This is a genomic window from Psychrobacter nivimaris (genome assembly GCF_009812035.1).
GTDB classification, from domain to species: domain Bacteria; phylum Pseudomonadota; class Gammaproteobacteria; order Pseudomonadales; family Moraxellaceae; genus Psychrobacter; species Psychrobacter nivimaris.
This window is the reverse complement of sequence record NZ_VZIZ01000019.1, coordinates 16379-28776: the sequence shown is the minus strand read 5'-3', so window position 1 is coordinate 28776 and position 12398 is coordinate 16379. Positions and strand designations below refer to the sequence as shown.

The window sequence follows — 12398 nt, the reverse complement described above, 5'->3', positions numbered from 1 at the left end:
AACACGCCAGTAATTTATAGTGAAAAAAGCAGCAAATAGGATGATGGTTATGACCGATGTGCCCCAAACGTATGACGAGACAGGTGCTGTTGTACATTGTCAGTTATTCTACGTCAATGACAGCCAGCAAGCACAGGTCGAGAACCTACAGTCATTGATAGCTGAGCATACATTACCAATTATCTTAGATATAGAGGTCGCTACAGAGAAATTAACTCAAAAGCGCCGTCAGCAGTTGAGCCAAGCATCTACTCAGCTTATTTTATTATTAGATGATAAAGACAAGCTATCATGGTTAAGTGATGGGCTTAGTGTGGCACCTGAGTGGGACAAGTTGCAGCGCCGTGTAGTGAGTGCTGGTCGTAAGTCTGAGCTGCTATTACAAGCGGCCAAAATCACATCGGATAGTCATGTTATTGATGCAACCGCTGGCTTTGGGCATGATAGTTTAATATTGGCCAGTACTGGTGCCCAAGTCACTATGCTTGAGCAGCAGCCTTTGATGGCATTGCTGTTACTTGTAGAGCAGCAGCGTATGAGTGCGCTACCCAATTGGCAAAAGCTCATGAGCCGTCTACAGATTATTAATGCTGATGCACTCAGTTATTTTGCGAATCTAGAGGCTGGTACAGTAGCCGATAACGCTACGGCAATCGATGTCGTCTATTTGGATCCGATGTTCCCAGAGGATAGCTATCAAGATAGCAAAACAGGTAAAGGGGCAAAAGTCGGTAAGCATATGCAAGCACTGCATCAATTAGCTCGTCCACCAACGTTAGATGAAGAGCGACAGCTACTAAGTAGTGCACAGGCCGTTGTCAAACAAAGTACGCAAGGCCAAGGTCGCGTGGTCGTAAAGCGTCCACAGTTTGCACCGCTGCTCGCTGATGAGCCAGCTAGCGAAAGCTGGCATAATGAAGCCGTACGCTTTGATGGATATTTTGTCTGATAGCTGCTGTTGATAATGAATGTACGAGTGTAAATGTACGCAATTAATCAGCGTATATGTTCAAAGTTAATGGATTTAGGAGCAAGGAATGTCAACGTTAATCATTTGGGTCATGGGTGCAGTTTTACTGTTGATTAATATAATGCTGCGTACTCGCATTCTTCGGCTTGAGGCACGGTTAAAAGAGCTGAGCAATCCACAAGAGCAGCTGGTATTTTTACGTCAACAAGCAGCACAAAAAGACAAAGTCCCAGCGTTAAAAGCTTTGCGCAAGCAATATCCTGAGCTATCACTGATCGAAGCGAATAAATTATGGCAACAAATTCAGTAGCCAGACCATTAAACTTAGTAGTTAGTCCATTAAAACTTAGTAACCAACCCTCTCAAAAATTAATTTAGTGGTTCTGAGCGAAATATATAAGCGCACATAAAAAGTATTCAATTAACGATAATAAAAAGCCATGACATTTAAAGACAAGCTACAAGCCTACATCCAGCTAACCCGTTTTGACAAGCCAGTCGGCATTGAGCTGCTCTTATGGCCAACGTTATGGGGCGTACTACTTGCTGCAATGGGTCAAGCGCAGCAGCAAGGAATGACGGCAGCGTTGCCAAGTATCAAGGTATTTGCGATATTTGCCCTTGGTGCAATATTTATGCGAGCGGCTGGTTGTGCGATTAATGACTTTGCGGATCGCAAAGTAGATGGTCATGTGACTCGCACTAAAGGTCGCCCATTAGCAGATGGACGTCTATCTGGTAAAGAAGCTGTTGCTGCATTTTTAGTACTGGTACTGTTAAGTGCCAGTCTGCTATTTTTCCTACCTATAGCCGTATTCTACTGGTCGCTTGGTGCCGTTGTATTGGCGTTTATTTATCCATTTATGAAACGCTATACGCATCTGCCGCAAATATTTTTAGCAGCTGCTTTTGGATGGGCGATACCGATGTCCTATGTGGCGGTGCAAGGCGCTCCCGATATTTGGTGTTGGCTGCTATTCTTAGCCTATATGTGTTGGACAGTGGCCTATGATACCCAGTACGCCATGGCTGACCGTGAGGACGATTTAAAGATTGGCGTGAAATCAACAGCGATACTATTCGGTCGTTATGACGTGATTATCATCTCGATATTACAGATGCTCTTTTTGCTAATGATGGGCGTGGTTATGTGGCATTACTTTGCTCCGACCACATTAGGCGTAACCCCAGTATTTGGATTGGCACTAGTTGCAATGATGTTTGCCAAACAGAACAGCGCTTGTGCCAGTCGCAACCCTTTGGCTTGCTTTCAGGCGTTCTTGGCCAATATCTGGATAGGGCGCTATGTCTTTGCGCTCATCGCAGTCACTTGCGTATGGACAACGCTAAATGGATAAGTTCGATAAATTGCTGAAGTTCAAGTCAAAGAAACTGTCTGATACGAATGCGTCAGTCGTAGACTATCAAGCTAAACTTGCGGAGCATGGTCTGACGCGCGAACAAGTTATCGCAACTGAGCGTAAACTGGCAAAGTTTGCCAATACTATGGATTCGCTAGTACGAGTGCCTTTTACCAAGCAAGGAATGGGTGCGGATGCCGCGCTTTCGACCATTCCACTAGCAGGAGACTTGGCAGGATTGGCATTGACCAGTTATGCATTTATATTAGGGCGTCAGTTAGGTGTGCCCGCTCATAAAATGACGCCAGCGGTGAGATTGGCACTTATTGATATGGTCGTTGGTATCGTACCTGGCATTGGTACGCTATTAGATATTTTCATTCGTCCTAGCCGTAAGACACTGGGTATAGTGCATGAGCATTTACACCATGAGTATGGTATTACCGAAACCATGCATATGGATCGACCGTTTTTGCACCAATCATTAGAAGACAAGCAACAGCAAAGCCGCTTTGGGTTTTTTTGGCGCAATCCAATCGTTGCTTGGTTATATCTGCACATCCCTGACTTTCTTGGACTGCTGGTCATTGTATTTGTCGGCTGGGGGCTGTGGACAGTGATAAGCTGGTTGGTTGGGATGTTTGGGCAATCGACTGGGTTTGGGTAAATATAATTACTTATCAGACAGCTCAGTAGAGACAATTCAGTACATAGTAATACACAGAAACGAAAAAAGCGGCAACGATAATAACGTTTGCCGCCTTTTTTATGATTTTAAATAGGGCATTGAAACAAAGGCCGCCTCAGACTTTATTCAGTGATGACTTCTGCTTCAGCACTGACGGCATCAAAGCTAGTGACTTTATTGTTTCGGATAAGGTCGATAGTGCCGCCACCAGCATGACTGACGAGTTGGATACTACCGTCAGCTGATTGATAGGTAGGATTATTGCCTTGGCCTTCTGGTGCACTTAAGGTCATTTTTGGTTGATTGGGGCGGGTAATGATAGCGTTGAGCATACCAGCTGCCGACGTCTCAAAGACTACGGACAAATTCTCACCTGCTGCACTCTTATAACGGACATCAGTGATTTGTGCGCCTTTAATAGCTTGTTCTGGATTAGGTTTTTCAGCGCTATCATTTGCAGTGAGCGTAGTATCACTAAGATCTTTATTTAACTCTGTTAAGCTCATATCACGTTCTGAATCAGTCTGCGCTACATTTTGAGCATCATCTGCATTGCTACCTTCGGCTGCATCAACGTTAATATTAGTCGTTACGGGCGTGGTTTGCGTTGAGGTCTCAGCTGGAGTTATATCAGTTGCTTCAGGTTCTGGATCTTTTTGACAAGCAGTAAGTAGCAACAGACTGAAGAAAATAGCAGGAGCCGTACGATAAAGCAGTTTAGATTTTCGTAAGTTTAGTACTTTTGAGAGAGAAGTATTCATAATCAGCTTTATCCCTTAATAGCGCTCTACGTAAATGGGGCAATTGGCAAGGGTCAACCTGCTATTTATTGACAGTATATTATTACGTATTTACCGTAATCACCAGCTTACGCTGTCCGCCATATTCTTGCAGGTCTCTATGCTCACATAAATAAATCCCTTGCCACATGCCTAGACCTAATCCACCATCGACAAGCGGTATAGTCAAGCTTACTCCAAGCATCATGCTTTTGAGATGCGCTGGCAGGTCGTCTGAGCCTTCTAAGGTATGGCGATACTCTGGCTGATCTTCTGGTGCGATTTTATTGAGCCAATCTTCTGTATCTAGTCTGACCTCTGGATCAGCATTTTCATTGATTGCAAGACTGGCTGACGTATGCAGCAAAAACAGATGAACCAACCCTACCTTGTCAGAGTGAGGTAGCAACTGAGAAATCGCTTCTTCAACCTTTGGAGTAATGATATGAATGCCGCGCGCATAGGCGGGTAGGGTAAGGGTTGTTTGGTAATAGCTCATGGGGCATATCTCATTATTAGAGTCGACACTAAATTAAGATATCATAAGACAGAATAAACCGTAGAGAGCATTGCTGTTATTTACACAAGAGCCATTTATTCTTAAACAAGCGGCGTCTGTAGCCGTGTACGATTGGGTGATAGGCGTGCGAGCATTGCCTCTGACAGTGGTGCAAACGACCCTAGCATCATATCTGCTAATGCTTCAGCGCAAATAGGTGCCAATGCATAACCCTTTGCGCCCATCGCACTCATTGTCCATATCCGCTGACTGTTTGCCAGTTGTCCAACGATAGGGTGGTAATCAGGTGTTTGGGTGCGAACGCCAGCTCGTCCCTGCCACAGACTCGTATCCGCCGGAATAATAGATGCCATTTCAGGAATAGCATTGATGAGCTTATCACGGCTAATTTGATGCTCTTCCTCACGGATATCCGTGTCCGTATCATTACGTATAAAGCTTGCCCCTAGTAGAAACTGAGGGCTGTACTCTGTAACATCGTTTAATTGTCCGTCATCTGTTTGGGCAGTGAATGGCGTACAGTAACCACTATATTTGAGTGGTATTTTAGGCAGCTTAGCGTACTGCTCAGGGGTTGGCGTAAACCATGAAAGTTGACCACGAATTTTACGACAATCAAAAATACGCTGATCCAATTGATGACTTTCAAAAGCCGCGCAAATGACGATATTATCAGCAGTCATAGTGACAGGATTACGGTTTTCATCGATACCTTCGATACGAACTTGCTGCTCAGTCTCGTTGATTTTAGTCACTTCTAACTGCTGGAAGTGAATGAGCGGATGAGTCAGCATGATGTCTTTTAGTGCTTGTGGATTGACCAGGCCAGACTGAGGTAAGTATAAGTTCTCTGATAAGTTCTGCTCTTTTAAGCCACTAGTAATTTGTGCTTGCTCATGCGATATGGTGGTCGCCATCTCGTCAGGATAGTCGGCAATTTGTTCCGTACCGATATTGGCTTTTATGAGTAAATCAAGGGCGCCAGTCAGTTCAAGTACTGATGCTGTATTAAGCTGTGTGGCTGTTCGATTAAGGTCTCGATATAGCCTGCTGCTATGGAGGTAACCGATGGTATGCAGATGCTCATCGACATGGTGAATCGGCGTCATTTTGGGCGCAAGTAATGCTCTAGGATTGCCTGACGCACCTGCCAAGGGCGCTGATTTATCTAATAAAGTAACGGTAATACCACGATTGGCAAGCGACCAAGCTGTCAGTAAACCCGAGACACCTGCACCAATGATGGCAGTGTGATTAAAGATGCTATCTGTTGTTATATGCTTCGCATCGTGGCTTTCGTTATCACAATTTTTATTATCACTAGTAACGTCAATATGGTCTGTATCGGTCATGGTGGCGGTGAGCATTTCTCGCTTTCGACCAAAACCCCTGACTTTCTTAATGTGAAAGCCATGCTCTCTTAGTCCACGCTTGACGATACCTGCACAGCTGTAAGTAGCGGCAGTCGTATGAGGGCGTGATAGACGCTGCATTTGTCCAAAGATACTGTCAGCCCACAACGTACTGTTGCAAGAAGGCGCAAAACCATCTAAAAACCAAGCATCAATACAAGGCGTATGCTGGTTAGAATGGTCTAATACCAGTTTGCTTAGACTTTCTGCTGCATCACCAAGCCACATATCGACGGTTAAGTTATCATAAGAAAAACTTAAACGATGACAGCCTGCAATCAGGTGCGGATATGCAGCCAAAAGTGGCTTAATAAATGCCATTAGCTCAGGCGCGCGCTCACCCCATAAAGCAAGTATCTGCGTCAAATCCGCTAGCGGTATAGGGAACTTTTCAGTAGTAATAAAGTGCAGGCGAGCCGTTGCTAATTGCGGATTGGTTTCACGTAATTGTCGCCACAATTGCCACGTCGCTAGTAGATTAAGCCCAGTTCCGAAGCCTAGCTCAGCAATCGTAAAGCATTGCTTTGGTGCAAGGTGTGCTAAACGCTCTGGTAACTGATTGTGCTCTAGAAACACGTGACGGGTCTCTGCCAAACCATCCGCATGAGAAAAATACACATCCCCAAACTCACCTGATACTGGCACCATATTGCCAGTATCATCCGTTTGCCAGTCAATCTTGGCAGGTGTGATAACGTTTAAGTGTTCAGTGTTTTGATGGTTAGCGGTAGACATGAGGCACTTCTTAGAAATATCAGTAACAGTAGCTAAACGATCAGCTGTGACGGATCAATGATATCGACATTTGGTCAGACGCAGCCAAGTAGAGTAATGCAAGTCAGTGCGAGCACAGTATATGCTACCAGCGCTCACGACGGACAAATACTAACCACGAGACAAAAATACCGACTAATAGACTGATCAGAACGGTAAACGCACCGTATAGAAATAACTGTCCTTTACTCTCGTAAACCAAGACATTTACTTGGGTCTGCAAGTCGTTCACTTGCCGCTGTAATTGTGCATTACGGCTAAGCAATTCTTGATTGGCAGCTGACAATGCTTTAGTAGATGGTTGCAACTGTGCCGCCAAGGTATCATTGATATCTAGCGCTGAGTTTTTCGTTGGTAAAGCGCGCGCCGCTATTGGGCCAGTCAACGGCATCATTGCTGTCGGATCGGTTGCCTCGACAGCAGGTGTTATGGGCGCAGTGGGTGCAGCCTGCGCCGAAACGGCTGTCACTAACATGAGACCAATCAGGGCACTTTTGTAGAAGCAGGTAGGTGAAAAAGAGACTCTCTGGATCACGATGCAGCTACTTGATTGTTGCTATCAGTTGGCGCTGGCAATGCTTGAACAAATGGTTTGATATCGACATGACTATACACGCCATCACGTAAATAAGGCTCATCGTTTGCCCATGCTTGAGCCGCTTCGATAGAGTCAAAGTCTGCAATGATTAAGCTGCCTGACATATCACTTTTGCCATGCTCGATAGGCGTTGGACCTGCGATAACGAGGCGTCCCTCTTGGTGCAATGCTTTTAGGCGTTCAATATGTTCAGTACGAGTGATCAGACGTTGTGCACTGCTATTAGCCACGTCATGACCAATGATTGCAAATAAAGACATGAGACTTCCTTAGTGAATAATAAAAAAGTAATGATGAGCTTATGTGGGCTTAGTATAAACGTCATAGCGACAAAGTGATTGCTGCTATGACAAGGCAACAGAAACTATTTAGTGGCTTTGTCTGTTAGGGCAGGGTTGAGATGCTTTTTCAACACGGCAAATTGAGCCACAACAAACACCAGCATAATTGGAATCCAGCCATAGGTCTTAAAGTTGATCCATGCTTCATCTGACATTGTGAACGCTGTGATATAATGTAGTACAGCCATTAGGGCAAAAAACAATGCCCAAGCAACGGTTAGCTTTTTCCAGCCGCTAAGCGTCAGGGTAAATACCTCTTTCATAGCAAGCTGCATCAATGGCTTATTAATAGCGGCACTGACGAATAGCGTCAATGCAAAAATACCATTGATAATGGGCGACTTCCAGCGCAAATAAATATCATCACGCAACAGTAATGTGCCGCCGCAGAATAAAATCGTTAATAATAAGACAACCCATTGCTGCTTATCAAACTTACCTTTTTGACGGATAAAATGAATGGCGTACACGATAATAGTGGCGACGAGCAAAGCCCCTGCCGCTGCTAAAATACCGTTATAACGCGCCGCGATAAAAAAGGCAATTAAGGGAATAAAGTCTAATAATGCTTTCATAGCAAAGGGTATGTCCAACAAAAACGTATGGGGTAGTTTACACGTCTACCGCACCAAAAAAAAGCAATCAACACGATAATCATGCGATATACGCGACCTACAGAGTAATACTTTTTTATTGCGACTGATGACCATGCCACTGGCCAAATATAAACACGAATACAGTAACGATAACTGCTAAATCTACAGAATCATTAAGACAAACTACAACGCACATAATCGTAACAATGACTGTCTGCTCACTAGCTTTTATTCTACTCTTATTTTATTTAACACTTTAAGGCTCAGCTTATGAAAATTGACTTACATTGCCACAGTACTTGTTCAGATGGTACCTATGCACCGACCGAGGTCATACAACGTGCCCATGCAGCGGGCATCAATGTGTTGGCATTGACTGATCATGATACGTTGGCAGGGATTGATGAGGCAAGAGACGCTGCCAGTGCCTGCGATATGCAAATTATTAATGGTGTTGAGATCAGCTGTGAACATACGTTAAGCGGTGGTTACGGAAAGAATAAGTCTACCAATAAAATTATTCACGTACTTGGACTGGACTTTACTGATCGCGAAAAAATGCATGCAACGCTGCAGCAACTGCAAGACAGTCGAGCCACTCGTGGTCAGCGTATCGCTGAAAAATTGAGTGAGCTATTAGATATCAATTATGATGAGCTATGGCAAGCAGTACTCGATAAAGCAGGCGGTAACCCACAAGCAGTCGGGCGCGCCCATATTGGACAGGTATTGTTTGAGCGCGGTGAAGTCAAAACCGTTCAAAAAGCCTTTGACAAGTACCTAGCAGATAACAAACCTGCTTATGTAGCAATTGAGGCGCTGACGATGCAGCATGGTATCGAGCTGATTCATGCTTGCGGCGGCAAAGCGGTGCTCGCACATCCTACGCGATATCAACTATCAGCGACACGCGTGCGTAAACTGATCGAAGAGTTTGCGCAGCTTGGCGGAGATGCTTGTGAACTGCCAGCCACTAGTGAGCCAATTAGTACCCGCAGAATGGTCGACCGTAGCATTGCTGAGCATGGTCTTGCGGCATCTATTGGTAGTGATTTTCATGGTAGTAACATGCCTTGGCGACGTTTGGGCGATGTCCCTATTTTAAATGATGATCAGCAAGGGGTTTGGGAATCTTTTGCAACGCTTGCTTAGTGAGTAGGATTTGCCTTGTTACAGTTACTTTTAATAAGGTTACTTTTAGCAAGGTTATTTTCAGTAGCGATAGGGCCTTATTTATCATGATGAATAAGGCTAAAAATGGGTAAGTAAACAAAATTGCATTCATAGAGAAATTATTGGGAAATAAATGCGTAAAATAGATTGATAATAGGGCCAGAACTTGCAACACTTGATATAAAAATTTCAGAGCGAATAGTATGCTTTGGCTTTGATTTTAGCGCTTATATATTCAACGCATTTATACCTTTTAATGTATTTACACTCTCTGCGGTAGCCCTTCTATGGCTGTATCGATATCCCATCTAGGTTACAACAAAATCTCTCAAATGATTTTTGAGTGGCAGGCTGCTGACCGAACATCGCTGATGGCCTTATTTATCGTGTTAGAAGTGTCATTGCATTGGTTTTGGTGCTTGTATGTCTGGTGGCAGCAAGATGCATTAAACACCTATGTAAATATACATTATCTATATCCATTATGGCTTGGGATTAGCTTTGTTGGACTGTTTTTTTTGTGCATGGTAAAAGGCTTATTTCATTCAAGCAATGACAACGACATTGTCTTAAGCCGATGGCAGATAGCTTTGGTTTTGGTTTACACCGCCTACATTTCTACTGTTATTGTGATGATAGGGTATAGCAGTCTGTTTGCAGGCGTATCGCTCGTCGGCGGCGCTATGCTTGGCATGATGCTGATTAAGCGCCGCTATGCTTGGCGTATGTTTTGGCTGCATATTATCTTGATGCTATTAGCGATTATGTCACCTTACTTTGGTATCAGTCTGCCTAATTTACGCCAGTTGACCGTCATTCACCCCATGCTTGAGAGTCATAACTATCTAACTTACAACGAGATCATGGCTGCTGAAAATGCGGTGGCTGCGTTAGCTTTTGAAAACAACGTCTTAAATTGGGATAGTATCAGCGAGCTACAGCGATCATCCGCATTTTTTTGGCGCTCGACGCACTTATATTTAGCGCTGCCGAAAGCGATTTTTATCGTCTATATGTTCCGTGCCTTACTGTTGGTATTAGATGATAGTCGGTTTGAGACCTTACGACATGCCAATCAGGACGAGCTTACTCAGCTTAAAAATCGTCGCTACGGTCTGAAAAAGATGAAGTATGCCTTGGCTACTGTGCGAGAATATCAAGACTTAAGCGTCATGCTGTTAGATTTGGACTGGTTCAAACAGATTAACGATAACTATGGTCACGATGTAGGTGATCAGGTTCTGATTGAAATCTCACAGACACTATCGCAGTCGTTAACAGATGAGTCAATCATCAGTCGTTACGGCGGCGAAGAGTTTTTGGTTGTAATGCCAGATACGAAGCATGATAGTGCTATGGTGATAGCTGAGCAATTACGGCTAAATATTGCTGAACATGTCATGAAGATTGAAGGTCTGGCTGATTTTAATGTGACAGCAAGTTTTGGATTGTATACCTTAACTCATGAAGAGCGAGATTGTATCGCGCAAGGCTACAAAACGATCACACAACAAAAGACCGTTGCTCGAACGTCACCTCTTATCAAGCCAATTGCTACTCAGCGCGCGGAAAGCAAAATCGCCTCAATGCAAAAGCTGCCTAGTGATATCTGCCAACGACTTATTAGCATAGCGGATAAAGCCTTATATGAAGCCAAGCACCGTGGTCGCAATCAAGTTGTCAGTGCAAATGAGATGTGGGCCGAAAAAGAAGGCGGTAAGCAATCGCTTTACAAAAGCCGCTAGCCATTAATTTATTAACGATCAGCCATGCCACTAAGACTGTGTAAGTACTATCGGTATGGCTGATATTCTATTGATTGATCCAATTGAGGCTTCGATTTAATCCAATCAAGACGCTAATTCCTGCACTAAGCTTGCGAGCACACTTGTGGCAAAGCTACCCGTCTTCAAAGTAAAGTTTAATACCAGCGTCTGATCATCCGACCACTCCCAACTTAACACCTCAATCGGTAGGCGTAGCGCTCGTCTTTGTGCCTTAATATCACGCTGCTCTAATCCAGTTGCTAGTCGCATGAGTAGGGGGCTGTGTTGCACTACCTCGGTTTCTAAATCTGCAGCGCTACCGGTAACTTTATCGTTACCCGTACCCCATAGCACGGCAGTTGGATGAATATCACCACTATCAATACGAGCATGCAACGTATCATCTAGTGTTTCACTAGTGAATATCGATCCTGAACCATCTAAATTAAATACTTCACCTGCTAGGCCAGTGTTCCAGCTACCATCACGTACTCGCGCTGCCAATATCTCATTAAATATCAAGCTACGTGCAGCAGACAATTCCATCGTATTTTGCTCGCGCGGGGCACGTTTGCGTTTGCTCTTTTTTGGTTGCGGGCGAGGCTCTCGCGGTGGACGAGCAAACAGTGATAAAGCTTCTCTGACGTTGTTACCCTGACGGCCAAAACGCTGTGGACCAAAATAATTGGGTACACCGTTTTTGCCAATGCGCGTTAGATGCTGCTCGACGGCCTCTTTTGCAGATAGTAGTTGCTCGGGTAATGCGTCATTTTCGCCATTTTCGTCACTAGCGCTCGCAAACTGGATATCACGTAAAGTAATAACAAACTGATTGGCACGGTGCGTACCGCGATTGAGTTTTTTATTGTGCCAATGCTGCGCAAGGATAGTGACAGTCTCATTTTCACCGATATCTACTGGTGCAAACTCAGTAGGCGGTAATTGTTTTTTTGGTATACGCAAACTGAACCATTGGGTCGTCAACGCATGACGATCCTTTAACCCTGAGTAGCCGACGTCACGCAATGGAATGTCTGCCCACTCTGACAGTAGTTTCGCCAGATAAGCAGTATTCATGCCTGATTTTTCAATATGTAGCCATAAATGCTCACCTTCACCAGTGAAGTCTAACGGCAATAGCTCATTAACGATAAAATCAGTCGCATTGGCTTTATAAGTCGCTTGCTGTATCGGCTGCAAACTTGGCTGTGGCAAATTTGCAGTATCTGTAATAGTGGTAATATCAATATGAGCTAGGTCAATTTGCTCACTAGCTGTTCGTTCATTAGCGTTTTGAGCAACAGCTATTGGATCAAGAGTAGCAGCTTGGCTATCTAAACTATCTTGAGAAGTAATAGTTATTTCGTTTTGGTTGTCTTGAGAAGTCATAAGGTCGTCTTTTATTTTGTTTATTAATAAT

13 protein-coding genes are annotated in these 12398 nt (G+C 44.2%); 6 read left to right on the top strand and 7 right to left on the bottom strand.

The window, feature by feature from the left end:
- Positions 1-49: 49 nt before the first annotated feature.
- The 4 genes from FQV37_RS08285 (at position 50) to FQV37_RS08270 (ending at position 2998) form a co-directional block, all read left to right on the top strand.
- Entirely contained in the window at positions 50-949 is a 900-nt protein-coding gene (locus FQV37_RS08285) for a class I SAM-dependent methyltransferase (RefSeq protein ID WP_160022281.1), read from the top strand.
- 88 nt (positions 950-1037) lie between these two features.
- Complete coding sequence (locus tag FQV37_RS08280; protein WP_160022280.1) at positions 1038-1280, top strand: hypothetical protein; 243 nt, start codon at positions 1038-1040, stop codon at positions 1278-1280.
- A gap of 130 nt (positions 1281-1410) precedes the next feature.
- Positions 1411-2328 carry a 4-hydroxybenzoate octaprenyltransferase gene (gene ubiA / locus FQV37_RS08275; RefSeq protein WP_160022279.1) on the top strand — a complete coding sequence of 306 codons (918 nt, stop codon included), beginning with the start codon at positions 1411-1413 and terminating at the stop codon, positions 2326-2328.
- Positions 2321-2998, top strand: coding sequence for a DUF4112 domain-containing protein (locus tag FQV37_RS08270; protein WP_160022278.1), 678 nt, complete (start codon positions 2321-2323; stop codon positions 2996-2998). Before ubiA ends, FQV37_RS08270 begins: the two co-directional genes overlap by 8 nt.
- A gap of 143 nt (positions 2999-3141) precedes the next feature.
- Here the strand turns inward: FQV37_RS08270 and FQV37_RS08265 are convergent, their stop codons facing one another.
- From FQV37_RS08265 to ispZ, 6 genes are all read right to left on the bottom strand, one after another.
- A complete protein-coding gene (locus FQV37_RS08265) occupies positions 3142-3780 on the bottom strand; it encodes a hypothetical protein (protein ID WP_160022277.1) in 639 nt (212 codons plus the stop codon).
- Positions 3781-3862: 82 nt separating this feature from the next.
- A complete protein-coding gene (locus tag FQV37_RS08260; protein ID WP_160022276.1) occupies positions 3863-4297 on the bottom strand; it encodes a secondary thiamine-phosphate synthase enzyme YjbQ in 435 nt (144 codons plus the stop codon).
- A gap of 101 nt (positions 4298-4398) precedes the next feature.
- On the bottom strand, positions 4399-6465 hold the full coding sequence (gene mnmC1 / locus FQV37_RS08255; RefSeq protein WP_160022275.1) for an FAD-dependent 5-carboxymethylaminomethyl-2-thiouridine(34) oxidoreductase MnmC1: 2067 nt from the start codon (positions 6463-6465) through the stop codon (positions 4399-4401).
- A 124-nt stretch (positions 6466-6589) separates the two neighbouring features.
- A complete protein-coding gene (locus FQV37_RS08250) occupies positions 6590-6979 on the bottom strand; it encodes an SH3 domain-containing protein (protein WP_160022274.1) in 390 nt (129 codons plus the stop codon).
- 56 nt (positions 6980-7035) lie between these two features.
- Entirely contained in the window at positions 7036-7362 is a 327-nt protein-coding gene (locus FQV37_RS08245) for a YciI family protein (RefSeq protein ID WP_057761353.1), read from the bottom strand.
- A 104-nt stretch (positions 7363-7466) separates the two neighbouring features.
- Complete coding sequence (ispZ, locus tag FQV37_RS08240; protein WP_101205812.1) at positions 7467-8018, bottom strand: septation protein IspZ; 552 nt, start codon at positions 8016-8018, stop codon at positions 7467-7469.
- A 291-nt stretch (positions 8019-8309) separates the two neighbouring features.
- On the opposite strand from ispZ, the gene FQV37_RS08235 reads away from it, so the two are divergent.
- Both FQV37_RS08235 and FQV37_RS08230 read left to right on the top strand, forming a co-directional pair.
- Positions 8310-9191: a PHP domain-containing protein gene (locus tag FQV37_RS08235; protein ID WP_102091918.1), complete on the top strand. Its 882-nt coding sequence runs from the start codon at positions 8310-8312 to the stop codon at positions 9189-9191.
- 308 nt (positions 9192-9499) lie between these two features.
- Positions 9500-10957, top strand: coding sequence for a GGDEF domain-containing protein (locus tag FQV37_RS08230; RefSeq protein ID WP_160022273.1), 1458 nt, complete (start codon positions 9500-9502; stop codon positions 10955-10957).
- 105 nt (positions 10958-11062) lie between these two features.
- Here the strand turns inward: FQV37_RS08230 and truD are convergent, their stop codons facing one another.
- Positions 11063-12367, bottom strand: a complete 1305-nt coding sequence (gene truD, locus FQV37_RS08225) for a tRNA pseudouridine(13) synthase TruD (protein ID WP_160022272.1) — start codon at positions 12365-12367, stop codon at positions 11063-11065.
- Positions 12368-12398: the final 31 nt, after the last annotated feature.